The organism is Clostridium collagenovorans DSM 3089, assembly GCF_900130005.1.
Lineage (GTDB): Bacteria > Bacillota > Clostridia > Clostridiales > Clostridiaceae > Clostridium_D > Clostridium_D collagenovorans.
Genome location: NZ_FQXP01000003.1, coordinates 22,040 through 47,231, shown reverse-complemented (window position 1 = coordinate 47,231; position 25,192 = coordinate 22,040). Strand labels below are relative to the sequence as shown.

Sequence of the window (25,192 nt, the reverse complement as noted above, 5' to 3'; positions counted from 1 at the left end):
CTTTTAATTTTTCTATATCTAGCCCTGTTTTAGCTTTTATTACATCATTATTTAATATAAAAATTAACTTTATAAATATTAAAATTAATTTTTATCTTTTTTATTCTTTCTAAACTTTTCAACTATATATGAAATTGCTAAAGATGTAATTAACAATAAAGCTACTCCTATGAAGCTAAAAGTAACACCATTTCTTCTAGGTGTAATAGCGTTAAGGATATCGGTTTTTAAAAAATACCCTATAACATAATATAGCAGCATAGTAGATACTACAATATAAGTACCTTTTTATTCTCTATAAATTATTTTGTACTTTTATTTAAATATCTATAAAGTCCTTTTAAAATATTAAGGTTTCACTACTTAATTTCTTATTATATTCTATATAATATCATAAATTTTCCATCTAAATTATAATTACTTCTAACTTTAATTACTTTATTTATAAAACTCTTTATTACTAATTTATAAGGGTAAAATTTAAAGCTTTTATTTTAATTCACCGTATATATCAATATTCAAAATTCATAACCTTTTAAAACTAACTTTGATTTTATATAAAAAAAGGAACTATATAAGTCCCTTTTTAAATTAATTTATATTGCTATTTTTTCAAAAATACCTCTAGATTAATTATTTACTAAATGCATATCATTTAAAGTTTTATTTTTGATAAAGCCATAATGCTCATAAACTTTAATTGCTGAATTATTATAGTAAACATAAAGTCTAGTTGCTTTATACTCACTGCTTGTACTATCTATGGAATTTTTAATTAAGTAACTTCCTATTCCCTTACCTTGATACTTTGGTCTAACAGCAAAACTCATAATTAATGGTACTCCTTCAAATTCCATATGCAAGCAAGTTCCTACTACCATATTTGTCTCTTTATCAATTACTATCTTTGTGGCATTATAAAGTGAACTATTAACTTTGCTATATTCAACTGCTTCCTCTACATGCTTTATGTATTCTGCCTTAGTTGCAACTGATTCAAATATTGGATTAGCTGTGTATGCTTCTACAAGTAAATCTGCAATATCTTCTTTATATTCCATATCTAAATCTTTAGCTACAAATCCTTCTGGAAGAGTACAGTTCATAGGTTCAGTTGGTCTAATCATCCAAAATCCTCTTTCAAAAAGTACACATCCCTTACTTTCATATAAAGGTACATACTCCTCAATGACTTCTTGAATTTCTATATTTTCTTCCTTTTTAGAGATTACTTTTAAATATCCTAATATTTTCTCTAATAAATATCCATAGTCATCATATGGTGGTACAACAAATAAGTCAGTCATGAAATTAGGTTTTAAAAACACTCCTCCTACTATGTTGTTATCTTTTAAAATAAAATACCCTGAATCTATATATTTTGCTTTTTCAATCATTATAGATGGTGAATTTCTAAAATAATAATTTCCATACTTTTGACCATAATACACCCCATGATATTTAGAAAATACCTCTGGTTCTTGATAAACCAACTTTATATTATCCCCTAAGTTAATAATTTTTTCCATATGCATAATAATTCCCCCCTATTTTCAAATCAATACACGTAATTAATAGCATTTAACCACTCCAATAAATACTCTTCAATATTATCTTTATAAATCAACTTAACTTTTTAATTAAATTTCTTACTCAATCTAGGAATTTTTATTGTTAGAACTCAATATTTTAGAATTATCTCATAATATACTATAATAATTAAATTCAATGGATAGGTTTCTATTTATCTATTATTTCCTAAGCAATATACTTTTATATGTAAATGATTTGTTAATTACCATATATTATATATTATTTTCAACTTATTAGCAAAGAGTAAAATAGTCCTAGCAATTAATTTTACTTGGCTAAGACTATAAACTATTTACATGTAACTCTTATTTTATCGTTGCATCAACTTATCATTTTCCATTACTGATATTCCATGACCACTTTCTGTTCCCTCTCAAAATTTTGCTAGACTATCATACATATAGCTTCGTAATTCTTCTTTACTTTTAAATTTAGTAACTTGCAACAGCATTGCGAGACTATACTTAAAAACTCATTTTGTTTTCTAGTTTGACAGTATACTTAATATTAATTCCATTTTATCTTTATAGTACTCTTTACTCTCGCATGACATCTTATTATAACTTCTCTCAAGCTTATTTCTAACAAATGTAACCCCATCATCAATATTAAGTTTTCTTTGAACAAATGCTAAATAAAATAGAGATGGCAAAGTATCGTAATGAGAAATAGCATCTGCATCTGCTACACTAATCTCTTCCTTTGTTGTTTTTTCTTTAAGCACGCTACCTCTATGATTTAATATGCATAACTTTACTAATTCAATTTTGTCTTTTGGATAATTAAAAGAATTGAGAATCCCCTCTGCTATATCTGCCCCGTAAATATGATGTTCCTTATACAGCTTATAATCTGTAATTGATGCAATATCATGCAACCATCCTGCAACTTCACATATCTCAACATCAGCATTATAATGCTTAGCAAGTTCAACAGCATGTTTTGCAACACTTTCTATATGTTCATAAATTCCAGATCCAAAGAAATTGCTAGGATTTTCGCATCTATTTCTTACTTCCAATTTTATTTGTTCAATCATATTATCTTCCATTATATTCCCTCCTTTTTTCATACTAAATCAATTTATTAATGGTCCTTTAAGGCCCTACATTAGAACTTATATTAAAATTAGTCTCTGTTTTAAATAAAGGTTGATAATGGAGTATATAAAAATGAACAAATAGTCCTATTTGTCCACTTTGTTTTTAAATATCTTGTTAACGTTGAATCTTTTTTTCGTACTTATACAACAAAAAAGATCTTGCTATTATTTGTACTGATAATATTATTGGTAGACACATAATCAAATATGTATATCTCCCTTCAATACTTGGATTAGTAAATGCATTAAAGATAATTATTATTACTCCAACTAAACCAAATTTTCCACTCATATCACCAGCACGCAATTTATTATAAATAAACTTTTCATCTTTAATGTTAGTTGAAAACTTTCCCTCCCAATACAATGCAAAAAATGCAAAGAATACTTCAAAGAGAAAAGCAGTGGTATTTTTAGAGATATAGTAAACTATTGGACCCAAAAATCCTAAAAAGCCTAAACACCCCATCCAAGACTTAATTTTTATTGTATCACTATTTAATATATTCATATCTATCATCCCTCAATTGTAAATTTATATCTTAATATAACTTTTAAATGCTATATATTTTCATTATATATAAATCGGAAATTCAATCCCATAAAATATAAAAATAATTAACTTTATAGAACTATCAATACTCTTGTCTTAAATTCCTTAATCATAGCTTTGATATCCACTTTTATCATAAAAAATGCTTAGTTTTAGCTCACTAAGACATTTTAAAAAGATACCTATCTATAAAAGTTTCTTTAAGAATTCGATGTTTTCACTGTAGTAATCATTTGCTTTTTCATATGACCAACTACAGTGTTCTATTACCATAAGTATTAAATAATACTTTAATTTTCTATGAAAATCTTCATCAATTTTCATATATAAGCAATATTCATCCATAAAATACTTCTCGTACTCTTTGTTTTCAATAAAATATTTGAAATATAAATTAGCTAGATCATTCTCACAATTATCAGGGTAACTTTGCTCGAAATCTATTATTGCTTTTACTTTATAAATTCCAGCCCTCTCTTCAACTAATACATTTCTACCATCAAAATCATTATGTGTTAATCTGAATTTAGTAGGACTAAATAGCTCTTTATAATGTTCCTTAATAATAGCTACAGCTTTAAATAATAGATTCTTATCTGGTAAATCTTGATTTTCTATTTCTTTTATTCTTTCTTCAAACTTTTTAATCTTATAATTTTTAAAGTTATCAGCTTTTATTTTTTCATCCCAGTTAGCTGCGTAATCAAAAATCATATGTGAATGTATTTTACCTAAGAATTCACCTAATTCCTTAAATATAGATAATGTATTTTCTTTATCTAGGTTGGGAAATATGCCTTCTAGAACAACCCCATCTATATACTCACTTATCATCCAATTATGACCATGATATTCACCATATTTTATTACCTTAGGTACTCTAGCCCCACTGTTTTGTAATATATTCAATGAGTTTATCTCTCTTATACGCTTGCCTTTTATATAATATATCTTAAAAATATATTTGCTGTTACCTGTATAAATTTTATATACTAAATGTCTACCTATACTATGATTGCCAACTGCTGTAATGGTGAATTTTTCATTTACCATTACTTCACTTAATATATTTTCCACGTCTTTTTCAGTATAATTCACTATAAGACCTCTCCATCATATAAGCATTATTACTAATTGCTTGTACTCAATTGTTATCTTGAAAGTAATCTAATGATTTCATTTTTAATCTTTTCTTTCATTTCGGTTCTTAGTTCCTCACTTGGTCTTGTAGACTCATCAAATAACTCCTCATTGGACAATTGATATACGGAGCTAATTATAGGAGTATCCCCCTTTACTCTCGGATATAAATGCCAATGAATATGAGGACACCCATTTCCTAATAACTCATAATTCATCTTATCAGGCTTAAATATATTAGAAATAGCTTCAGCTACTATTGACATTTCTTCAAGATGTTTAATCTTAAAAGAAGGTTCTAAATTATGCAATTCAGGACCATGCTCCTTACAATTAAACACAGTATATCCCTTAAATCTCTGAAACCATCCTAAAATTACATACCCTGTTTCAAGTTCCATAATAAAATATGGGTCATCCTTTATGTTTTCTTGGCTTTCACACATTTTACATCTCATTTTATATCCTCCTAAAAAAATTATTATGTTTAATTCTTATCTTATATAATCCAAGTGTCAAATTCCTATTTTCCACTATGGTTTATAACTATAAATATATTTAGATATTTATATGATATCTCAATGCATATTAAGTATGATTATCATAATAAGCCCTTAAAGTTTATACACTTCTGAATTTAAAATCACTAAATACCTTTTGCATTGGATAGTTTGTAACCCTTGTTTCTCCTATAAAGTCCCTCATTCCCTATTTCTTCATATCCTCTATCATTGTTTAAATTAATTTATGAGCTAATCCTTGCCCTCTAAAAAAACTTTTAGTTCCTATATTAGTGATTTTAACGTAATTTTTTTCTTGTCCCCAATTGAATATCATTAAGTATGCAATTATTCAATTGCTTTGTTTCACTAAATATTAAGATTGGGAGTTATTGATTTATCTTTTTTAGTTGTAATATTCTGATGATATTTTCTCCGCAGATGCTTTTAATCTGATTTTCTGTAAGCAGTAATTTATTTAACCTTTTAATATTCTTTTCAACATTATCTCTACCATAAGGCGAGTCAGAACCTAAAATCAACCTATCACAACCTACTGTGTTAATTGCACTTTTTAGTATGTCTTCTGAGTAAAGTTGTGGAGCTGATATGTCAAAATATACATTTTTATTTTTAAGAATAGTACTCATGGTCTTAAAACCAATCATATGTGCAATTATAAATGTTGTGTCTGCAAAGCTATTTGCAATTTTTATAAATTTTTTTACTTGATTATCAGAGAAAAGATGAATAAAAATAGGTAGATTTTTATTCGTTGCCCACTTAATTATTTCAATGCTTTCATTAGAAGAAATATCAAATGGAGTCCAACATTGATGTAATTTAATTATTTTAAAACCTTTAGGAGTATAAAATCCTTCCATTTTAGAAATCAGTTTCCAATTCCAAACTACCGCCATCTCCAACATATATACATTCATCAGCAGATACTGATAACTTATCTATACATCTAAAAAACATTTCTTTTTCTGGCTTTTGCAAACCTTGCTCAAAAGAAAGATATGTAGCATCAAAATATGGAAACAGTTCACTATTTTTCATTGCCTCAACCTCTTCCGAAAAACAATTACTTATCAATCCTATACAAATTTCTCTTTTCTTTAATTCATTTAACATTGGAATAATCTCAGGATGAAGATATTTGAAACATTCTTTTTTTGATATTTTCCTTTTCTCCACGATTTTATTAAATAATTTTTCAGAATAACATCGTTTTTCTTTAAGAATAAATTCTAATATTTCTTCCAAAGTGATTTTTCCCACAGTTATGTCATACTCTCTCGGTTTCCATAATGATTGAAATTCCTCTTCTGATATATCAGCATCTATAGCCATTTGTGTACCAAAATATAGTGGACTTTGATGAAGAGTTATTAGTGTTTCATACATATCAAAAATTACTCCTTTTATCATCAAGAACTTTTCCTTTCAATTTTACAAGTTTCTATTTAATGATCATATTATATTAAGGATATTCATTAAATTTAATTTAATCACGAAATTTCTAGCATTCACTGTATAACTTATACTTCAACTAATTATCTCCAACAATCCATTTAGGTTTTTAATCTCAATAAAACTTTCCTTATTAATACTACAATCATCTTTACGATTTAAAAAAACCGGTGTGAACCCAAAATTCTTAGCTCCTAAAGCATCTGCTTTAAAATTATCACCAACAAAGTAAACTTCCTGCCTCTCAATAGTAGCGTCATACCTTTGGATATCATCAAATACTATTTTAAATAAACCTTCATGAGGTTTCCTAATCTTATAATCAGCACTAAAATGTATATTAACAAAATATTTTTCTAAGTCATACTGGTTGATAAATCTCTCCATGATATTCCTTTTGAATATTGAATTACTTAATAAATATACTGGAATTTCTAATGCCTTAAGTTGCTCTAATGTAGAAATGGTATCATTAAACAGCTCCGTAGTATTAATTTTAAGTGCACAATTAAATAAAATTTCTTCTATTGAATGTTCTACTTTAAAACCATACTTATTTTTAAAATCTAAAAGTTCCTCTTCAAATGCCAGTTCTGAATTGTCCTTGCTTCGTTTGTCATATAACCCCTTCCAATAGGTACCTGCATACTCTAAAAACTCAACTTCATCAGTATCACTTGATAAAATATTTTTATGAAGATATGCTAATCCAGAGTTAAAATCCACTTTAATATCATGGAGTAATGTCTCAAATAAGTCAAAAACAACACATCTAACCTTTATATCATGTTTAAGTTGAACTATTTCTTTTTCATGAATAGGTTGTCCTATTAAATTTCCTATAACCTCATTTATCTCTTTTAGTTCTATTGCCCAATTATATACACTTGGATTTTCATATTTAGAAACCCAATTATTTATTCTCTCTTTAGTTACATCCTCAGACTTATGAGTATCCCATAGTACATATTTAGAAACCCTGTCATCACTTGCCCAATTTTTATACATATTTTTACAATCTGACTCTTTAAATTCTCTTAATAATAAGCGGTCAGTTGCAATCTCTCTTGTACCCATATGATTCATAGTTTAAATCCCCTCCATTTTCTTACCCATTTAATACAATTATTTATCAAATTTCATTGTCTTACTAAAATCTATTCTCTAAATTGGATTTTGTATTATATTTATATTTTATAAACTTTTGCATTTCCTAATAATGTAACCTTATCACTATCTACGATTATTGCACTTTGCTTCTGTGTAGTATATACCATCTTTCTGTTTTCTCTTATATATTTTTCAATACTTTTCTTTTGTGAATCAGTATTTTTATAGTGTACTTCAACTGCAAAATTTTCTATACATCTCAATCCTTTTTCATAAATAAACTCTGGATAATCTTTATCTGGCGAAATATAATAATCCGAGCATTGTATCATAGCACCAGCACTCCACCCCATTATTATTCCACTATGATGTTCAACAGTATTAACCAAGTCTAACTCTAATAACCTGCTCATTATTTTATTTGGAAACCCACCTGTAAAAAAGACTATATCTGCTGAATTAATTTTTGTTTTAGCACCTTCTGAACTATCTGTAAAATAATTAACCAATGTTACATTATCATCTTCTATTCCATAAGTGTAAAATGGCGTAACTATATTTTTATAATATTCACCACTTATTTTATTATAGGATTTTTTCCACTCCGCCTCGTTCTTTATCCAATCTTCATGAAAGGCAAAAGGGATCACACAAATTTTATACTCAGGTTTAATTATATTTTTTAATGCTTTATATGCCCATGATTCATGAAAGTCTAGTCCATCTAATAAAATATTCATTATACTCCTCCTCAATAAAACTTTTTAAAATTCATAATCCTTCATCCTATAATACAATGATTCATTACTTTGTTTAACTAAATAAATAATATTATGCTTTCGAAATTAATCCTTGTATGTTATGAAATATATTTTCTAGAATAGTATTTTTATTTTCGCTTGTTATTAAATAGACTTTAATCCCAGGAAGTTTTTTTATCTCATCTATATCGGGATGTTTATCATAAAAAATTGTTCCTATAACACAATTGTTACCACTTAATATATTACCTATTTCCTGTTTAAATTTTGTTGATAATAATTGAATAGGTCCTATTTCATCTATAATGATTATTTTATTTCTATTAGAATAATTACTAATAGTCTGTAATGCAAACTCCTCAAATGCTTTTACATTGATACCATATCTTCCTATTCTAATACCACCTTGTAAATTAACATCTGCTATTCTTTGTCGTTTACCATCTAAACTTACGCAATCAAATCCTATCCTATCAAAATCATTTCTCACTTCCTCTGTATAAAACCCTATACAATTGCATTCTCCAACCATTTGAATAATCTTTTTTATTATGGTAGTCTTTCCAATTCTAGGTTCACCTGAAAATAATATTATATTCCTCATTTTATTCTCCTTATTATTAAGAATAATACTGCACAAATAATTTACTGTAATTTAGTTAATTGTCAGCCTTACAGTTAAGTTTAAATATTACATTTGTAGTTTTCTTATATTCTCTCAATGTTCTATTTTGATACAAGAATTGACTCCTACTATAATCAGATTGTGTTTTAAATATTATGTTTATCGCTTTACATTATTTATTTCTATTGTACTGACTCCTCAACTATTCTTTTGTTAATAGAATAATTACATCCAAAGTTAGAGTCATCAAACAATTCTATTCTCGATAGTAAATCAACATCTTTTATATTACTCCAGTTAATTTCGCTGCTTAATTCTTTTAATATAATTTCAGAATCAAAACCAAGATAACCCCTACTATAATAGTTTATAATTTTAGGTTCTACATAACTTGTTAAGCCTATAGAATTATGTTTTTCTATTATCTTAATGTATAAGTCACATAAAGATACTATCGCTCTCGTTTCAGATAAATCATATCAACAAGTTGGTTTCCATCTTCAAATATTGGGTGATCATAGTTATCTATAAAAAAGTTCTTTATTCTGTGTGATTCTGTAAAACCGCATATATTATAAAAAGAAAGAGTCGAATGACAGTCCCCAGTTCCAACAAGCATCGTTTTACAATCTTTGTAATAGGAGAACAGAAACTCTATCATTCTTTTTCCATAGCCTTTTCGTTGGCAATTAGGCACGACTGCAATATTTTTGAGTTCATAAATGCCCTCCGCTTCTCTGGTAATCACACATTCAGCTTTTACCCCATTGTCATCCAGAATAAACATTTCACCAAGTTCAAGATAGTTGTCTATCATACTTTCTTGTTCGTCTGCCAGCAATAACAAGTCAATATATTCTTTTTTGTCCCCTGTGATTTTTCTTATATTCATAGAGCTTACCCCCACAAATTCCTATTTTTCACTCTGTTTTATAATGTTAAATATATTTAGATATTTAAATTATATCTCAATGCATCTTCCATAGTGTTATCATAATATTCTTTAAAAGTTTCTACACATCTGAAATTAAAATCACTAAATACCTTTTGCATTGGATACTTTGTAACCCTTGTCTCTCCTCTAAAATCCCTCATTCCCTCTCTTTTCATATCATCTATCATTGTTTCAATTAATTTATGTGCTAATCCTTGTCCTCTAAAAGAACTTTTAGTTCCTATGCTAGTGATTTTAACGTAATTTTTTTCTTGTCCCCAATTGAAGACCATTAAATATGCAATTATTTCATTACTTTGTTTAACTAAATAAATAATATTATGTCCTAAGTCTTCTAAAATTTCGCTCCATAGCTCATTATTCCAGCAATTCTCTCCAAAACATTCTTTATATAACTCAATTAATTCATTTTTTTCTTCGCAATTTATCTAGATTGTGAATTAACAGTTTTAAAATGTATCTCCTAAATATAAGGGTGTTGTAATGTTTCCTTGTTTGTCAAAAACTCTTTTTAAGGCTTCAGGATACACAGTTTTATCTTTCATTTCATCAAAAGCAATCCATTCAAATCCTACTTGGTCAGTGTCAGTATTAGTGGCTTTGTGCAAGTCTATAGAAGATTTCAATGAGCAAAAAAACATACATTCAATTCGATGCAATTCCGAATGTATATCTGCAAATTTATGATTTTTTCCAATATATTCAGTAAGAAGTGCAATTCTTTCCACTTCTATTTCAACCCCAAGTTCCTCTAAACACTCCCTCTTTAATGTATCGACAAATGTTTCACCACCTTCTTGTCCACCACCTGGTAATACATAGTATGTAATTCCAGTTCTTTTTGAAATATATTTTACAAATAGTATCTTATTATCTTGAATAATTATGGCTTTAGCAGTGTTTCGTAATTTTATCAAAACAATTAACCTTCTTCCTTAAAATAAATAAAATTTTTAGTTCGCTTAATATTAATAATTGTTCACAAACTCTACTCTACAAATTAGAACTTATAAGGTACGTTACTAACTAATAAATTCTAATACCTTTTCATGTAAGTATGGCTGAATTAAAGGATATGTTAATTCATTGGGTACTTCATTAAATAATTTTATTGTTTCTATTTCAAACTCTGGCAGTTCATTAATACACTCAATTTCTGCATAGAAAAGTTGTCCAAAAGATTCTGTATAATTTACTTCTTCATTTCTTTCTACAGCATAAATACATACTGGTGTTAACTTAAACTTATTTGCTCCAGTTTCTTCAAATAATTCTCTAGATGCAGTTTCTATAATAGATTCATTATTTTCCCTATGTCCTCCTGGAATTTCCCATGTACACCTTTCCTTATGTTTTACATAAATCCACTTATCTTTAAACTTAGACATTATTACTGCAAATGCTAATTTATTATCTTCAATACTATTTAACTCATAAAAATTAACTTTAAGCATAAATTTCCTCCAATCTATATTGCTATAATTCCTTACGACAAATAACTATTTATCGAGCAGTTTCAAAAGTAAACTGCATCGTAATTTCTAACAATTGTTTATCAAATTTCATTGTCTTACTAAAATCTATTCTCTAAATTGGAATTTATCAATTAGTACACTAAATCACAGTTTTAGTGAAAATATATATTGCTCCTTATTAAACCTATATACTTTGCCTACCACTTTCATGCCTAAGTTATTTAAAAGTCTACATGATGCCTTGTTAGCCACTTGAGTTTCAGATATAACATTAGTAATAGTTAACTCTCTAGATATAGCACTTAGAATTTCTTTGATAACTTCTAAAGCATAACCTTTTCCCCAATAACTTGGTAAAAATTGATATGAAAGTTCCTTATAAACTCCATCATGATGTGTATCTATCGAAACTAATCCAATAAAATCATTAGTATTTTTTAATCGTATAACCCAATATAACGAATCTTCATTATGATTTATCATCTCTTTAAAGCTACTATTATATCTTGCCTCTGAAACTACTCCACCAAGGAATTCTCTAACTTTCTTATCTAAATACAATAGTTTTACATCATCATAATCATCTTGTTTTAAATTTTCTACTATGCACCTATCTGTATCCAAAATAACTTCTCCTTCATTATTAATCTAGTAGCCTCAACGACAAATTCCTATTTTTCACTCTGTTTTATAATGTTAAATATATTTAGATATTCAAATGATATCTCAATGCATCTTCCGTAGGGTTATCATAATATTCTTTAAAAGTTTCTACACATCTGAAATTAAAATCACTAAATACCTTTTGCATTGGATAGTTTGTAACTCTTGTCTCTCCTCTAAAGTCCCTCATTCCCTCTTTCTTCATATCCTCTATCATTGTTTGAATTAATTTATGTGCTAATCCTTGTCCTCTAAAAGAACTTTTAGTTCCTATGCTAGTAATTTTAACGTAATTTTTTTCTTGTCCCCAATTGAAAACCATTAAATATGCAATTATTTCTTTACTTTGTTTAACTAAATAAATAATATTATGTTCTAAGTCCTCTAAAATTTCGCTCCATAGCTCATTGTTCCAGCAATTCTCTCCAAAACATTCTTTATCTAACTCAATCAATTCATTTTTATCTTCTAGATTAAACTTAACTATCTTCATAAATTTTCTCCTCAAAATATAAATTTTCATACTAAAGGTATATCCAATATCTTCGCTTGACATGAACCCCTTCATCTTCCGTTTCTACAGTTACTTTATCCATCAATCTACCGCCACACATTTCACATATATGACTTGATACAACATTATCATCATTAATTGTGAGTAAAACTCTTTCAAGGTGAAATTCCTTGGCAATCTCCAGTCCTTGTTTCAATATTTCCTTTCCGTAACCTTTTCCCCATTCAGATACACGAACAGAATAACCAACGCTTCCAATTCCCATCATTAACTCATCATCAAGCTCTGGACGTAACTGAAATTCACCAATGAATTTATCATCATCAACTGCCCAATAATGAAAACTTTTTGCACATCCCTGAATAAGTCCCTTTTCCTTTTTTGAATACCAGTCAGCTGTTCGTTCAAACCAGTTTGCATCAATATTTATAGGATTAGTCGGTTTGAACCACGTAATATTGTTATCCCAGAATTCTTGGCAGTATTCTTTATATCCTTTCATGTATGAAGGATTTCTGGGGATTAATTCAAGCATATATCTCTCACTTCCTTAAATTTGAATTTACCAACATTCAATATTTTTATTATGCTTTTGTAAATATACATTCTTTAATTCTTCAGGTGAAATAGAATAACAAAGCATTACATCGTTAAAGTACATTAATACATCACTTAACTCTTCTAAAAAATGATTTCTAGTTTCTTCATCATTCATAATGTGATTATCGCCTTTTTTCTTAATTATATCAGCAACTTCACCTACCTCAATCATTAACCACAATAATTGATTACGCCATTTATCTGGTGATAATCCACCCCATTTATACTTATATTTTTCCTGTAATTGCTTTTAAATTTCTTGCATCTCATTCAGACCCAAATCACTGATCTTAACCATTTTTCCTCTACCTATACAAAATAAAAGTCATTAAATACCTATTTATGTAATGATTATACACTATATTCTATAAATAAAAAATAAAACCAACTAGAATTTTAATAAAAAGTATTGTTATATTTCAAATATTTTCTACAACTTATTAATAATGATAAGATATTATTTCTATGTATTGACAGCATAGTATTAATTAACTATAATGTACTTATACAATAAGTACACTATATTACGAAAGGAGATTCTACGTGGAAATTATAATCAGCAGTAATACAAGTAAGCCAATATACGAACAAATAACATCACAAATGAAAGCTATGATTATGAGTGGAGAGTTAAAAACAGGTGACCCAATCCCTTCTATGCGTTCACTTGCTAAAACAATTCATGTTAGTGTAATAACAGTTCAAAAGGCTTATGAGGATTTAACACGAGATGGTTTTATTGAAACCACCGTTGGAAGAGGAAGCTTTGTAGCTGCTCAAAATAAAGATTTCATACAAGAAGAGAAGCAAAAACAAGTTGAAGAGCATTTAATGATAGCCGCTGATATTGCTCGTACCAACGGTATTAAGTTAGAAAAAATAACAGAACTACTTAAAATATTCTATGAGGAGACTTAATAAATGGATTACGCTTTAAAAGTTCAAAATCTTTGTAAGGTTTATGAAAATACAGATTTTAAATTAGATAATGTGACCTTTAGTATACCTAAAGGCTCGATTTTGGGGTTTGTAGGAAAAAATGGTGCTGGAAAAAGCTCCACAATAAATTCAATTTTAAATATTATTAAAAAGGATAGTGGAACAGTAAAATTTTTTGGTTACGATATGACTGATGATGCCACTTCTATTAAAGAAGATATTGGTGTTGTATTCGATTCCATTAATTTTCACGAGGATTTAACAGCAAGAAATATAGAAAAGATTCTGTCGGACATCTATACAAACTGGGATAAAGATTTATTTTTTTCCTATCTTGAAAAATTCAAAATTCCTAGCAATAAAAAGATAAAAACATTCTCGCGTGGTATGACCATGAAATTATCAATCAGTATTGCTCTTTCTCATAAAGCTAAACTTCTAATTTTAGATGAAGCTACTTCAGGTCTTGACCCTGTTGTAAGAGAAGAAATTTTGGATACATTTTTAGATTTTGTGGAAGATGAGAATAACTCTATTTTAATATCCTCTCACATATCCAGTGATCTTGAAAAGATTGCTGATTATATTGCGGTTATTGATAATGGTAAAGTTATTTTAAATGAAAGCAAAGATACTTTAATTTATGATTATGGTATTGCCCGTATGAAACGAAATGATTTTGATAAACTTGAAAAATCTGAATACATTTCTTATAGACAAAGAGGCTTACAGATTGAGGTTTTAATTTCGGATAAAATTAGATTTTCACAAAAGTATCCAAATATCACTTTAGATGTAACAAGCATCGATGAAATTTTACCACTTATTACAAAAGGAGCATAAAAAATGAAAGGTTTACTAAGAAATAATTTTTATTCAGTTGGAAGTGCTTTAAAATGGACTATAGCCTTATGTATTGTTGCAAATTTTGCAGTTATAATTGGAGCAGTGAGATTTCCTAATAATGATAGTTTTTTACAAATATTGATACTTGGTCAAATAGGGGCTTTTATAGGTTTAACTGGTACTGCACTTCAAAAAGATAACACTTCAAACTGGAGCAAATATGAAAAAACTTTACCAGTAAAAATACGTGATATTACAATGGCAAGATATGTTTCTTTCATAATCTTTTCTGTTATAGGAATTTTATTTGCCACACTTACTGTAGTATTAGTATCTGTTTTTTCAACACAACCAATGAATCTTGAAAAAGTTGGCTATGGATACAGTTTTGGAATTACCTTTGCTCTTTTAGTTCCATCGCTTTTTTATCCATTAGTATTAAAATTCGGAGCTGATAAATGTGAGATAATGCTATCTATTTCCATTGCAATTACCCTGTTTTTATTTAATGGTGGAAGTGTAATTTTAAGACCATATTTGATCAATCTAAATAATTCAAATATGATTTATAGAATAGGTTGTATTGTTATTAGTTTGATAATGTTTATATCTTCTTATTTTATCTCTGTTGCTATATACAAGAGAAAATAATTTTAATTTATTACCAACTGGAATTGTATAGCGTAGAGTGTTCCTGCACTCTACGTTTTTATATTCTAATTTATTCTCTCTAAAAATATTAAATTACATATTAGCAAATAAAAGAAGTGCTAATAAAACTATCATAAAAGTTGTCCCAATTGTTGCAATAATATTTATGAATTTGTATCCTTTATGTTTGTTTTTAAATAATTTCACCCCAATATACATTATTAACAAACCTACTATACCACCTAGGGTATTAGTGATAATATCTGTAATATCAGAAGTCCATATAGCCATAATAAATTGTGATATTTCACATATTAAACTTACACTGAAAATAATAGCTACCTTTTTTACAATAGACCATTTAGAAAATTACATTTCTATATTATACAAATTAACTTTTGCTATCACTCCTATAAATTTTCATTTAGAATTGCAAATAGTGTATGATCTTCCCATTTCCCATTAATTTTTTGATATTTTTCACATGTTCCTTCATATTTGAAATTCAACTTTTCAAGCACTCTCAAAGATGCCTTATTACTTGGAATTACAGTAGCTTCAATTCTATGTAGTTTATATTTTTATAGTATTAAATAACTGAAGCCATGCAATCTTAAGAATAATATAGATACCCACATTTAATAGTTAATCATTAAATTAATTTTTTTCATCAATGTGAATAAACTATTTCTTTTTTTAATCTCAATGTGAGTACCTATATATCTCTTAAAACCTTATGTTATTATTCATTCTTTATACTATGCCTAAATATGGTATAATCCTCAAGTACAATTTTATAGCTAAATGTGGGCTATTGGTATCACTAACCTCTTTCAATTTATACACACTTACTTAATGATATAGATTAATAAAATATTGTATAAAAAACTTATTTTATATTATTCTTATACTATGAATTTAATTTCTCTTTAAATCCTATAAAAAGTAAGGATACCCAACTTAAAATCAAGCAAAAAATAGTTATGACTAGAAATGTAGCACCAGTAACAATTAAATTAGGATTTTCAAAAAAATAATATCTTAATAATAAATTTATGATTACGGAAGCAACACACGCTATAACAATAGGCATTTTACTCTTACTAACAATCTTCTTTCCACAATGTTTGCAAATAAGATGTGGTGAAAATAGTTTTTTAGGTTTATGCTTACAAGATTTTTTCAATATAATCACCCCTTACAACTTTGTAGTTTATAATTCTTTAAAAACATACTAATTTTATTCACTATGGAAATATTATATTATAAAAAACCATATTCGCCTAAAGTACAACTAATTCATTTTAATATCCCTAATTAAAGCTTCATATTGTAAATCTCCTAATCCATATTGCGGAAAAGTTTTTAATAAATCAATAATAAGCTCACTATTTTCTTTGCTTATATTTTTAGTTATATATCTATTAATCTCGCTATTTTCACCTCTGTAGCTTAAATATAGTGATACAGCTTTATCCATTACTGGAATAAACTTTTCAGTTGTCATTTCTTTCTTACAAATCACGCTTCTATATATTGATAAACACCCTTTTATAGTCATTTCATATGGATATTGTACAACTTCATTTGTAATTTCATTGACCATAGAAAATAATACATTTCCTCCAAAATTACATTGTTCTAAATAAGCCAGTATAGTTAGCATATTAATTTGGCAGAACATATCATCACCAAACCATAAAACTATAGTTCTAAACTTATTTGTTAATAAAGGTTCTAGTTGATTTAATACTATTTTTTTATAATCATCTATTGTTGTATTTAATGCTTGGACTCTCTTTTTAATAAAAGTATCTGAAAATATATCTTCATATACTTCACCCCAACACATAGCTTCATTAAAGGAAATATACGTGTACTTTTCATTAATCCACTTATTCTTTTTAAATTCCTCCATCATGAAACTTCCATTTAATATATGTAGGACATCACCTTCGTATTTTTTAAACATTTCTTCTTGAATATTATAAATATCATTGGTTTTCATAAACTTACCTCTCTTATTGTTTTTACCTCTGCTTTACAAATCAACCTTTAGCTAATTATTTCTAACAACCCATTTAAGAATCCAATTATATCTATAATATTTTAATTTTATAGATGTAATGATTTTATCCTGTAAATATATTTATCCAACAATCTTCTTCTTTTTTAAAATAGGCTTTGTTTTAAAATACTGTGCAAAATAGTTTCAAAAATAGATAACCTCCACTAAGCTATCTATTTTTCGTAATTTATTAATATTAAGTAACAACTAAAGTTTATTACAGCACTACAACAACCCACTCATTTTAATATAAGGTGAGAAAAGGATTGTAAAATAGAAAATATCCTATTGAAGATACAATCATAACTGTAATTATATAAATAAACTTATTATTTGCTTTTTTATAAAACAAACAGCCTAATATTATAAAGCTTATTAAATCAAAAACAACTTGTCCTAAATAAGTGTGATGATTGTATAGATATACACTTACCCCTACTGTTTCCGCAAGTAGTCCACTTATTGGTAACGCATACAAGAAGCTACTTATTTTATTCTGTTTATTCCAATAATAAAGTACAAAGCTTATCAAGGCACAAGCTAATGCAATGCTATTATATGTATTTAATAAGTGCCAGTTGATAAAGTTAACATCCCTAAATTGTTGGTTAAACAATCCGAAAACACCCTCAAAGAAATAAAAACTAAAGTTCATACTAACTAAATATAGAAATACGTTAATAGCTAAATTTTTATTTGAACAACTAAAATATACAATCAATGTTGTCGTAACCATCCAAAAGCCAAATAGAGTTGCTATTGAACTCAAACTCCATAGTGTATTGTATGGAAATAAATCTGAGAGCCTTGTTATTAATCCAGCAAATAAGCCTAGTATAATAACTAATGTATATGATTTTAAGCTTTCTTTAAATCTCACGTAACTTCCTCCTTACGTTTCTCTTAATAATACAATTGTATCTCAAATCTCATTGTCTTCATAAAATCTATTGTCTAAATTGGATTTTATCTACGTAATATTACTTCAATATCTCAAATCTTCTAGGTATTTAATTTTGTATTTTTCTTTCTTGTTCTATGTTTTCTTTCTTCATATCTTTGCCAATAAACATGCTTCTCATCGTATTGTGTTCGTGCTTCTTTTTCTTCAGCTGCATATCCAACATATACAATTCCTAAAGGAATTACTTCTTTAGGTAAATTTAATATTCTATACAAAGGTCTGTATGAACTTTCAACAGGATATAATCCAATCCAAACGCTGCCAAGTTCCATACTTGTGGCTGCTAATAATATATTTTCAATTGCAGCACTACAATCCTGAACCCAAAAATCTTTCACTGGACCTGACATTGCTAATTTCATATTACCACATACTACTATCATTGCTGGTGCAGTATATTTTCCAAAATATATATTTTCATTAACTTCATTTAGTACGGATTTTTCTGTAATAATGATAAACTCCCAAGGTCTACTATTGCATGCAGTTGGTGCTGATGTAGCTGCTTTTATTAAAGTTATCAAAGTATCTTCATTCAATGCTGTATCTTTAAACTTTCTTATACTTCTCCTTTTATACATACAATCAATTACATTCAATTTTTTAATCTCCTATAAGTTCTTACATCTAAAAGATTTTGATTATTTTGCGTAGTATAGTTTATGAAATGATTTTTGTAATAACAAGTAATAAATTCCTTAAATCTTCTATAACCCCTATTTATGTAATAATTATACACTATATTTTGCAAATAAAAAAGGAAACCACTTAGGTTTCCAATCAAATTTATTATTTTACTTAAAGTTCTGTTGGTAGTGTTATTTTGAAGCTAGTTCCCTCTGAAACAACACTTTCACATTCTATGCTTCCTCTATGTAATGATATTATTTTCTTTACAATAGTAAGCCCTAGTCCATTTCCTTTAGTTGCATGAGATGTATCTTCTTGATAAAATTTATCAAATACTTTATTAACAGCTTCTTTATCAATTCCTATACCACTATCAGCAATAGCAACTACTATATTTTCTTCTTCTTTTTTCACATTGATACTAACTATTCCGTTAAATTTATTAAACTTAATTGTGTTTTCTAGGAGATTTAGCCACACCTGATTTAGCATTTCTTTGTTTCCATTTATATAGCAATCTTCAACATTAATATCTAGTAAAATATTTTTACTTTGAAATTTAGAATCTAAAATTAATATGCTTTGACGAATTTGTTCTCCAATATTAAACCTCTGTGTATCCTTTAAAATATTTTGAGTTTCAACCTTTGAAAGGTTTAATACATTGGTTGCAAGGGATGTTAATCTTTTAGATTCTTCAATAATTATATCTAAGTATTCATCCCTTTCTTCCTTTGATAGATCATCATACTTTAATATTTCTGCAAAACCTTTTATAGATATAATTGGTGTTTTAAACTCATGAGAAAAATTATTTATAAAATCTGTTCTTAATACCTCTATTCCCCCAAGTTCTTCAGCCATATTATTAAAATTTTCAGCTAATATTTTAAAATTTGGTGGACTTTGAAAATCAAGTCTTGCTGAAAAGTCTCCATGAGATAATCTATTTGTTGCTTTTATAAATTTATCTATAGCTTTTAACATGGACTTGCTTGATAAAGTTGAAAATAACACACCAAAAACTATACAAACTATTAAAATTATAACTACTGATATTATTGCCTTTTCAGTATAATCCTCAGTTAAAATTCCAATAGCAAAGCAAAAATATACCAACGCTCCAGCTACAACGGTGGTAATTAAATACATTATGAACATAAAAATTGAAAAAGATAATGTGAAACCTATCTTTTCTTTAATTTTATACACTGTTTTTCACCGCCTTATACCCTAATCCACGTACTGAGGCTATTTCAAACTCAGGATAAGTATCAAAGCGTTTTCTTAACCTATTAATATGTACATTTACTGTTGTGTCTCCACTTTCAGTTTCCATTCCCCATATTTCATCCATAAGTTGAATACGAGTAAAAACCTTATCTGGATAAGATAATAATTTATATAGCAAGTAAAACTCCTTCTGAGGTAACACTTGCTTTTCATCCTCTCTAATTACAGTTAAATTATCATAATCTAACATTACTTTTCCAACAATAAGCTTTCTTGAATTTACAATTTGTGCTCTTCTTAGTAAAGCCTTAATTCTAAGCAACATTTCTTCTATATCAATTGGTTTAGTCATATAATCATCAGTTCCTACAATAAAGCCTCTTCTCTTATCTTCTGGCAGTTGCTTTGCTGTAGCCATAAGTATTGGTATGATACAATTCCCATCCCTTAGCTCTTTAGCAAATTCATACCCGTCCATATTAGGCATCATTATATCTAATATAATTAAATCTATATGATGATTTTCTAAAGCTTCCAATGCCTTAATTCCATCCTCAGCATGGAAAACTGAATAACCTTCTCTTATTAAAATAGCCTCTAATAACCTTCTTGTGTGTTTTTCATCTTCAACTACCAATATATTTACCATAAAATACCTCCATTGAATTTGATTATTTATCTATATAAATTTCTTCTATACCTCAATAAATCTTCATTAAATAAATACATTATACTACTTTATCATTAACTGAATATAAACAATATACTTGAAATTTCACTCCTTACCCCTTAATTATAACTTATTATCTAATACATGAAGAACGCTCTTATTATAAAAATACTTTTTTAAATTTTAACTTCTTATCTCTTATTTATTACATAAAAAACTCTACTATTATAAACACTATTTTCAAATTGTCTAAATTAGTTTATTTTCAATTTATAAATCTAGTTTAAAATAGTAATTATTAAAGAAGCACTCAACTTAACAATAGTGTTTTTATAGAAAAGGAGTGAACTATAATATGCTTCAAATTGAAAAAATAAGTAAAAAGTATATTACAGGTGATTTAGAGCAAACAGCTCTTGATGAAGTATCATTAAATCTTAGAGACAATGAATTCGTTGCAATTTTAGGTCCTAGTGGTTCAGGAAAAACAACATTATTAAATGTTATTGGCGGACTAGACCGATATGATAGTGGTGATTTAATTATCAATGGGATATCAACAAAGAAATATAAGGATAGGGACTGGGATTCTTATAGAAACCATACTGTAGGTTTTGTATTCCAAAGCTACAATTTAATTCCCCATCAAAGCGTTCTTGCTAATGTTGAGTTAGCTTTAACTATTTCTGGGATATCAAAGGTTGATAGAAAAAGACGTGCTACTGAGGCCCTTGAAAAGGTAGGTTTAGGAAAACATCTTCATAAAAAACCTAATCAAATGTCTGGTGGTCAAATGCAACGTGTAGCTATTGCAAGAGCATTAGTAAATGATCCTAAGATATTATTAGCAGATGAACCAACTGGAGCACTTGATAGTGAAACAAGTGTGCAAGTTATGGATTTGCTAAAAGAAGTTGCTAAGGATAGATTAGTTGTTATGGTAACTCATAACCCTGAATTAGCAGAAGAATACGCTAATCGTATAGTTAAAGTAAAAGATGGTCATATCCTAGATGATTCTAATCCATTTCAATTAGATTCTGAAAGCATGACTCCACCTAAACATGAAACTATGGGTAAAGCCTCAATGTCTCTTTTAACCTCATTATCTTTGAGTTTTAATAACTTAAAGACAAAAAAGGGAAGAACATTCTTAACTGCTTTTGCTGGTTCTATTGGTATTATAGGTATTGCTTTGATTTTATCACTGAGCAATGGTGTAAATACCTATATAGATGACATTCAAAAGGATACTATGACATCTTACCCTATATCAATTGAAGCTGAATCTATTGACCTTAGCAGCATAATGGCTTCCGGTGGTCCTGGTGCTATGCACAATAAGGAGCTTAATCACAATTTAGATGAGGTTTATTCAAATGGTTCTACACTTGAAATGGCATCAACTATGACTAGTAGTTTTACTAAAAATAACCTTACAGAATTTAAAAAGTTTTTAGATAATCCAAATAGTGAAATCAATAAATATATAGGTGAAAATGGAATTATTTATTCTTATAATACTAAATTCGGTGTTTATACTAAGGACCCAAATGGAACCCTTGTAAATACAGATGGAAGTACTCTTAGTGATACTAAAGATTCCAATACCACTATGAATAATGGTATGCCACCTATGCCTCCTATGGGCCCTATGTCAATGATGCCTGGAATGAGTTCAAGCTCAAATAATTTTGAAGAATTACTTCCTGGTAAAGATGGAGTGTTGGCAAGTCCTGCTATTACAGATAGCTATGACGTGATTTATGGAGATTGGCCTAATGCCTATGATGAGGTTATACTTGTACTAGATAAAAATAATGAAATAGCTACTAACACACTTTATCAATTAGGTATTTTACCAAGCTCTGAGTATAAAGAAATTATGAATAAAATTGAAAATGGTGAAGCTATTAAAATTGAAAATAAAAGTTGGAAATATGAAGATATCTGCAATAAAGAATTTTATATGATACCTGACAGTGATACTTATGTAAAAAATTCTAATGGTACCTTCAAATCAATAAAAGAAGACACAACAGAAATGGATAACTTACTTAACAATGCCGTTAAACTAAAAGTAACAGGTGTTGTTCGTCCAAAAGAAGATGCAAAAAACGCATCTATAAGCAGTGCAATAGGCTATACAAAAGCTCTAACTGATTATCTTATTAACTATGCAAATGAAAGTGAAATTGTTAAAGCTCAAAAGGATAGTCCAACTATTAACGTTTTAAGTGGATTAGAATTTTCACCTAATAGTGATGAAGATAAAGTTAAAGATGCTAAAAAATATTTAGAAAACCTTGGTGTTTCTGATAAAGCTAAGTTTTTCAAAAACATAACTTCATCAATGCAACCTACTGGTGGTTCATCTAGACCTGGAGCCCCTTCTATCTCAACTATGAGTGAAGCGCAACTTGCTGGTATGTTAGATGAATATTTAAAATCTCCAGATAATGATACTTTATTAAAAATATATGATGCATATATTTCTACTGGAACTTATGATGAAAATATGAGTGACTTTGGAGCTGTAAGCTTAGATGCACCATCTTCTATAAATATCTATACTGATAGCTTTGAAAACAAAGAAAATATTTCTAATGCTATTAAAGATTATAATGCAAATGTAAGTAAAGAAGATCAAATTAACTATACTGATTATATAGGATTACTTTTATCCTCTGTTACTACAATAATTAATGTTATATCTTATGTATTAATTGCCTTTGTTGCGGTATCTCTTGTAGTTTCTTCCATAATGATAGGAATTATTACATTCATATCTGTAATGAAACGTACTAAAGAAATTGGTATCTTACGTGCAATTGGAGCATCAAAACATAATATATCTCAAGTATTTAATGCTGAAACCTTAATAATAGGTCTTTGTTCAGGAGTACTTGGAGTTGTAATTACTTTATTATTATTAATCCCAATTAACTCTATTATCCATGCAGTATTAGGTAATGATACAGTTAATGCATCTCTACCATTTGTAGGTGCTATTATATTAATAATACTTAGTGTTATTCTTACTCTTATTGGTGGATTCATTCCTTCAAAGAAAGCCGCTAAGAAAGATCCAGTTATAGCTTTAAGAACAGAATAATAGATTTGTTAAATAATAAAAACTCCCTTGAATATTTAAGGGAGTTTTATTATTTATCTATGAATTGCTACATTACCTTGTGAGTCTAATAAAGGACGTTCCAATGCCTTTTCCAAGTTATTACACTATAAGCTTGTATTAATTTTTGAACCACTATATTTAGCTTACCTTACAAGTTAAATGCTAGTTTTATACTCCCAAAAGACAAAATCTCATAAAATCAACAAAGGCATGGGCCCCTATAGCCGATACTAAATTAGCTTTTCGCTGCATTAAGGCAAAAGGCATACCAAATAAAACAGAAAGTACAATCATGTTTGAAACATTAAAAGTTTGTAAATTGAAGTGTATAAGAACGTGTGGCACAACCATAATTACATAACATAAAATATTTTGAAGTTTAGAAAGTTCTTGATTCTTAACTAAATAAACGCATATTGCAAAGAAAAATAATCTAAAAAATATCTCTTCAAATACCCCTGCACATAAAGCATCTAAAATCCATTTAATTTTAAAAGATACATTAATGGAAATAGAACTCATTGCCAACAAAGTATTTATACCCGCTAAAATTCCTCCTATCACAAAAATTAATATTAATGTAATTAAAAAAGTATTCTTTTTATTATTTTTAAATAAATAAATTTTAGTACTACTCTCTTTAAAAATCATCATAGGAGCTATATACGGTAATATAACAAATAGCCCCATAGCTAAACTTGATGGAATACATAAAACACCAAATGCAATTCCCGTTACAATATCAACTTTATTATATTGCAGAACCACCCTTGGATTTTAAAAGCTCTATTGTTTTTTCAAACACCCTCCATTCTAACAAGGGTTGCTTATCTAAATTATCAACTAATACCCCTTCATCTGCTAGCATTATATTGAAGCACTTCTCTCCTACTAAAAGCTTGACTCTAGCCTTACCACCATTAAGGATCAACTTATCCCTTATTATTGAACTTACATCCATCTTAATCCTCCTACCTTTTGCTCTAGT

The 25,192-nt window shown here is 27.9% G+C and carries 32 protein-coding genes; 4 read left to right on the top strand and 28 right to left on the bottom strand.

Features of this window, described 5'->3' with window-relative positions:
- Positions 1 to 84 precede the first annotated feature (84 nt).
- From BUA48_RS15445 to BUA48_RS15715, 19 genes are all read right to left on the bottom strand, one after another.
- Entirely contained in the window at positions 85 to 261 is a 177-nt protein-coding gene (locus tag BUA48_RS15445; RefSeq protein WP_178138923.1) for a hypothetical protein, read from the bottom strand.
- Positions 262 to 629: 368 nt separating this feature from the next.
- The gene (locus BUA48_RS00280) at positions 630 to 1,529 is read right to left on the bottom strand and encodes a GNAT family N-acetyltransferase (protein ID WP_242944279.1); all 900 of its coding nucleotides are present in this window, start codon (positions 1,527 to 1,529) and stop codon (positions 630 to 632) included.
- Positions 1,530 to 2,077: 548 nt separating this feature from the next.
- A complete protein-coding gene (locus BUA48_RS00275; protein WP_072828827.1) occupies positions 2,078 to 2,644 on the bottom strand; it encodes an HD domain-containing protein in 567 nt (188 codons plus the stop codon).
- 166 nt (positions 2,645 to 2,810) lie between these two features.
- Positions 2,811 to 3,206 carry a DUF3796 domain-containing protein gene (locus BUA48_RS00270; protein ID WP_072828821.1) on the bottom strand — a complete coding sequence of 132 codons (396 nt, stop codon included), beginning with the start codon at positions 3,204 to 3,206 and terminating at the stop codon, positions 2,811 to 2,813.
- 228 nt (positions 3,207 to 3,434) lie between these two features.
- Positions 3,435 to 4,346: an aminoglycoside phosphotransferase family protein gene (locus BUA48_RS00265; protein WP_072828814.1), complete on the bottom strand. Its 912-nt coding sequence runs from the start codon at positions 4,344 to 4,346 to the stop codon at positions 3,435 to 3,437.
- Positions 4,347 to 4,399: 53 nt separating this feature from the next.
- Positions 4,400 to 4,846 carry an HIT family protein gene (locus BUA48_RS00260; RefSeq protein WP_072828808.1) on the bottom strand — a complete coding sequence of 149 codons (447 nt, stop codon included), beginning with the start codon at positions 4,844 to 4,846 and terminating at the stop codon, positions 4,400 to 4,402.
- A 431-nt stretch (positions 4,847 to 5,277) separates the two neighbouring features.
- Entirely contained in the window at positions 5,278 to 5,817 is a 540-nt protein-coding gene (locus tag BUA48_RS00255) for an amidohydrolase family protein (protein ID WP_178138922.1), read from the bottom strand.
- Positions 5,774 to 6,298 carry an HAD family hydrolase gene (locus tag BUA48_RS00250; RefSeq protein ID WP_242944278.1) on the bottom strand — a complete coding sequence of 175 codons (525 nt, stop codon included), beginning with the start codon at positions 6,296 to 6,298 and terminating at the stop codon, positions 5,774 to 5,776. Before BUA48_RS00250 ends, BUA48_RS00255 begins: the two co-directional genes overlap by 44 nt.
- A 141-nt stretch (positions 6,299 to 6,439) precedes the next feature.
- On the bottom strand, positions 6,440 to 7,450 hold the full coding sequence (locus BUA48_RS00245) for a GNAT family N-acetyltransferase (RefSeq protein ID WP_072828794.1): 1,011 nt from the start codon (positions 7,448 to 7,450) through the stop codon (positions 6,440 to 6,442).
- Positions 7,451 to 7,551: 101 nt separating this feature from the next.
- A complete protein-coding gene (locus BUA48_RS00240) occupies positions 7,552 to 8,214 on the bottom strand; it encodes a Type 1 glutamine amidotransferase-like domain-containing protein (RefSeq protein WP_072828791.1) in 663 nt (220 codons plus the stop codon).
- 91 nt (positions 8,215 to 8,305) lie between these two features.
- Positions 8,306 to 8,839, bottom strand: coding sequence for a nucleoside-triphosphatase (locus tag BUA48_RS00235; RefSeq protein ID WP_072828788.1), 534 nt, complete (start codon positions 8,837 to 8,839; stop codon positions 8,306 to 8,308).
- 472 nt (positions 8,840 to 9,311) lie between these two features.
- Positions 9,312 to 9,752, bottom strand: a complete 441-nt coding sequence (locus BUA48_RS00230) for a GNAT family N-acetyltransferase (protein ID WP_072828785.1) — start codon at positions 9,750 to 9,752, stop codon at positions 9,312 to 9,314.
- A 56-nt stretch (positions 9,753 to 9,808) separates the two neighbouring features.
- A complete protein-coding gene (locus BUA48_RS15240) occupies positions 9,809 to 10,216 on the bottom strand; it encodes a GNAT family N-acetyltransferase (RefSeq protein WP_242944294.1) in 408 nt (135 codons plus the stop codon).
- 48 nt (positions 10,217 to 10,264) lie between these two features.
- Positions 10,265 to 10,732 carry an NUDIX domain-containing protein gene (locus tag BUA48_RS00220; RefSeq protein ID WP_178138921.1) on the bottom strand — a complete coding sequence of 156 codons (468 nt, stop codon included), beginning with the start codon at positions 10,730 to 10,732 and terminating at the stop codon, positions 10,265 to 10,267.
- Between the two features lie 105 nt (positions 10,733 to 10,837).
- On the bottom strand, positions 10,838 to 11,269 hold the full coding sequence (locus BUA48_RS00215; protein ID WP_072828779.1) for an NUDIX hydrolase: 432 nt from the start codon (positions 11,267 to 11,269) through the stop codon (positions 10,838 to 10,840).
- A gap of 165 nt (positions 11,270 to 11,434) precedes the next feature.
- Entirely contained in the window at positions 11,435 to 11,914 is a 480-nt protein-coding gene (locus tag BUA48_RS00210; protein WP_242944277.1) for a GNAT family N-acetyltransferase, read from the bottom strand.
- Between the two features lie 82 nt (positions 11,915 to 11,996).
- Positions 11,997 to 12,446 carry a GNAT family N-acetyltransferase gene (locus BUA48_RS00205; protein WP_072828773.1) on the bottom strand — a complete coding sequence of 150 codons (450 nt, stop codon included), beginning with the start codon at positions 12,444 to 12,446 and terminating at the stop codon, positions 11,997 to 11,999.
- Between the two features lie 31 nt (positions 12,447 to 12,477).
- On the bottom strand, positions 12,478 to 13,002 hold the full coding sequence (locus tag BUA48_RS00200) for a GNAT family N-acetyltransferase (RefSeq protein ID WP_072828770.1): 525 nt from the start codon (positions 13,000 to 13,002) through the stop codon (positions 12,478 to 12,480).
- 27 nt (positions 13,003 to 13,029) lie between these two features.
- Entirely contained in the window at positions 13,030 to 13,248 is a 219-nt protein-coding gene (locus BUA48_RS15715; protein ID WP_341465231.1) for a hypothetical protein, read from the bottom strand.
- A 362-nt stretch (positions 13,249 to 13,610) separates the two neighbouring features.
- Between BUA48_RS15715 and BUA48_RS00190 the strand changes: the two genes are divergently transcribed.
- The 3 genes from BUA48_RS00190 to BUA48_RS00180 are packed head-to-tail and all read left to right on the top strand — an operon-like array spanning position 13,611 to position 15,503.
- Positions 13,611 to 13,985, top strand: coding sequence for a GntR family transcriptional regulator (locus tag BUA48_RS00190; protein ID WP_072828767.1), 375 nt, complete (start codon positions 13,611 to 13,613; stop codon positions 13,983 to 13,985).
- Between the two features lie 3 nt (positions 13,986 to 13,988).
- On the top strand, positions 13,989 to 14,849 hold the full coding sequence (locus BUA48_RS00185) for an ABC transporter ATP-binding protein (protein WP_072828765.1): 861 nt from the start codon (positions 13,989 to 13,991) through the stop codon (positions 14,847 to 14,849).
- A 3-nt stretch (positions 14,850 to 14,852) separates the two neighbouring features.
- Complete coding sequence (locus BUA48_RS00180) at positions 14,853 to 15,503, top strand: ABC-2 transporter permease (protein ID WP_072828762.1); 651 nt, start codon at positions 14,853 to 14,855, stop codon at positions 15,501 to 15,503.
- 93 nt (positions 15,504 to 15,596) lie between these two features.
- Here the strand turns inward: BUA48_RS00180 and BUA48_RS15995 are convergent, their stop codons facing one another.
- The 7 genes from BUA48_RS15995 to BUA48_RS00145 all read right to left on the bottom strand — a co-directional run bounded on the left by BUA48_RS15995 (position 15,597) and on the right by BUA48_RS00145 (position 21,047).
- Entirely contained in the window at positions 15,597 to 15,857 is a 261-nt protein-coding gene (locus BUA48_RS15995) for a VanZ family protein (protein ID WP_084665965.1), read from the bottom strand.
- 556 nt (positions 15,858 to 16,413) lie between these two features.
- Positions 16,414 to 16,689: a hypothetical protein gene (locus BUA48_RS00170; protein ID WP_072828757.1), complete on the bottom strand. Its 276-nt coding sequence runs from the start codon at positions 16,687 to 16,689 to the stop codon at positions 16,414 to 16,416.
- Positions 16,690 to 16,797: 108 nt separating this feature from the next.
- A complete protein-coding gene (locus tag BUA48_RS00165; RefSeq protein WP_072828754.1) occupies positions 16,798 to 17,511 on the bottom strand; it encodes a hypothetical protein in 714 nt (237 codons plus the stop codon).
- A 304-nt stretch (positions 17,512 to 17,815) separates the two neighbouring features.
- Positions 17,816 to 18,451: a hypothetical protein gene (locus BUA48_RS00160; protein ID WP_072828751.1), complete on the bottom strand. Its 636-nt coding sequence runs from the start codon at positions 18,449 to 18,451 to the stop codon at positions 17,816 to 17,818.
- A gap of 122 nt (positions 18,452 to 18,573) precedes the next feature.
- Positions 18,574 to 19,134, bottom strand: coding sequence for a nitroreductase family protein (locus BUA48_RS00155; RefSeq protein ID WP_084665963.1), 561 nt, complete (start codon positions 19,132 to 19,134; stop codon positions 18,574 to 18,576).
- Positions 19,135 to 19,333: 199 nt separating this feature from the next.
- Positions 19,334 to 20,377: a HAMP domain-containing sensor histidine kinase gene (locus BUA48_RS00150; RefSeq protein WP_143147643.1), complete on the bottom strand. Its 1,044-nt coding sequence runs from the start codon at positions 20,375 to 20,377 to the stop codon at positions 19,334 to 19,336.
- Positions 20,370 to 21,047 carry a response regulator transcription factor gene (locus BUA48_RS00145; RefSeq protein WP_072828749.1) on the bottom strand — a complete coding sequence of 226 codons (678 nt, stop codon included), beginning with the start codon at positions 21,045 to 21,047 and terminating at the stop codon, positions 20,370 to 20,372. The genes BUA48_RS00150 and BUA48_RS00145 overlap by 8 nt, the downstream gene beginning before the upstream one ends.
- A 376-nt stretch (positions 21,048 to 21,423) precedes the next feature.
- Between BUA48_RS00145 and BUA48_RS00140 the strand changes: the two genes are divergently transcribed.
- Complete coding sequence (locus BUA48_RS00140; RefSeq protein WP_072828746.1) at positions 21,424 to 24,183, top strand: ABC transporter ATP-binding protein/permease; 2,760 nt, start codon at positions 21,424 to 21,426, stop codon at positions 24,181 to 24,183.
- A gap of 189 nt (positions 24,184 to 24,372) precedes the next feature.
- On the opposite strand, the gene BUA48_RS00135 is transcribed toward BUA48_RS00140, so the two are convergent.
- Positions 24,373 to 24,972: a CPBP family glutamic-type intramembrane protease gene (locus tag BUA48_RS00135; protein WP_072828744.1), complete on the bottom strand. Its 600-nt coding sequence runs from the start codon at positions 24,970 to 24,972 to the stop codon at positions 24,373 to 24,375.
- On the bottom strand, positions 24,956 to 25,165 hold the full coding sequence (locus BUA48_RS00130) for a hypothetical protein (RefSeq protein ID WP_072828741.1): 210 nt from the start codon (positions 25,163 to 25,165) through the stop codon (positions 24,956 to 24,958). Before BUA48_RS00130 ends, BUA48_RS00135 begins: the two co-directional genes overlap by 17 nt.
- Positions 25,166 to 25,192: the final 27 nt, after the last annotated feature.

What these genes read in the sequence shown, in the direction of transcription:
- BUA48_RS15445 (WP_178138923.1), bottom strand. Translation starts at nt 261, where the DNA reads ATGCTGCTATATTATGTTATAGGGTATTTTTTAAAAACCGATATCCTT.
- BUA48_RS00235 (WP_072828788.1), bottom strand. Translation starts at nt 8,839, where the DNA reads ATGAGGAATATAATATTATTTTCAGGTGAACCTAGAATTGGAAAGACT.
- BUA48_RS00200 (WP_072828770.1), bottom strand. Translation starts at nt 13,002, where the DNA reads ATGCTTGAATTAATCCCCAGAAATCCTTCATACATGAAAGGATATAAA.
- BUA48_RS00260 (WP_072828808.1), bottom strand. Translation starts at nt 4,846, where the DNA reads ATGAGATGTAAAATGTGTGAAAGCCAAGAAAACATAAAGGATGACCCA.
- BUA48_RS00130 (WP_072828741.1), bottom strand. Translation starts at nt 25,165, where the DNA reads ATGGATGTAAGTTCAATAATAAGGGATAAGTTGATCCTTAATGGTGGT.
- BUA48_RS00240 (WP_072828791.1), bottom strand. Translation starts at nt 8,214, where the DNA reads ATGAATATTTTATTAGATGGACTAGACTTTCATGAATCATGGGCATAT.
- BUA48_RS00250 (WP_242944278.1), bottom strand. Translation starts at nt 6,298, where the DNA reads ATGTATGAAACACTAATAACTCTTCATCAAAGTCCACTATATTTTGGT.
- BUA48_RS00215 (WP_072828779.1), bottom strand. Translation starts at nt 11,269, where the DNA reads ATGCTTAAAGTTAATTTTTATGAGTTAAATAGTATTGAAGATAATAAA.
- BUA48_RS00180 (WP_072828762.1), top strand. Translation starts at nt 14,853, where the DNA reads ATGAAAGGTTTACTAAGAAATAATTTTTATTCAGTTGGAAGTGCTTTA.
- BUA48_RS00165 (WP_072828754.1), bottom strand. Translation starts at nt 17,511, where the DNA reads ATGAAAACCAATGATATTTATAATATTCAAGAAGAAATGTTTAAAAAA.
- BUA48_RS00245 (WP_072828794.1), bottom strand. Translation starts at nt 7,450, where the DNA reads ATGAATCATATGGGTACAAGAGAGATTGCAACTGACCGCTTATTATTA.
- BUA48_RS00185 (WP_072828765.1), top strand. Translation starts at nt 13,989, where the DNA reads ATGGATTACGCTTTAAAAGTTCAAAATCTTTGTAAGGTTTATGAAAAT.
- BUA48_RS00280 (WP_242944279.1), bottom strand. Translation starts at nt 1,529, where the DNA reads ATGGAAAAAATTATTAACTTAGGGGATAATATAAAGTTGGTTTATCAA.
- BUA48_RS00140 (WP_072828746.1), top strand. Translation starts at nt 21,424, where the DNA reads ATGCTTCAAATTGAAAAAATAAGTAAAAAGTATATTACAGGTGATTTA.
- BUA48_RS00145 (WP_072828749.1), bottom strand. Translation starts at nt 21,047, where the DNA reads ATGGTAAATATATTGGTAGTTGAAGATGAAAAACACACAAGAAGGTTA.
- BUA48_RS00230 (WP_072828785.1), bottom strand. Translation starts at nt 9,752, where the DNA reads ATGAATATAAGAAAAATCACAGGGGACAAAAAAGAATATATTGACTTG.
- BUA48_RS00255 (WP_178138922.1), bottom strand. Translation starts at nt 5,817, where the DNA reads ATGTTGGAGATGGCGGTAGTTTGGAATTGGAAACTGATTTCTAAAATG.
- BUA48_RS00275 (WP_072828827.1), bottom strand. Translation starts at nt 2,644, where the DNA reads ATGGAAGATAATATGATTGAACAAATAAAATTGGAAGTAAGAAATAGA.
- BUA48_RS00270 (WP_072828821.1), bottom strand. Translation starts at nt 3,206, where the DNA reads ATGAATATATTAAATAGTGATACAATAAAAATTAAGTCTTGGATGGGG.
- BUA48_RS00205 (WP_072828773.1), bottom strand. Translation starts at nt 12,446, where the DNA reads ATGAAGATAGTTAAGTTTAATCTAGAAGATAAAAATGAATTGATTGAG.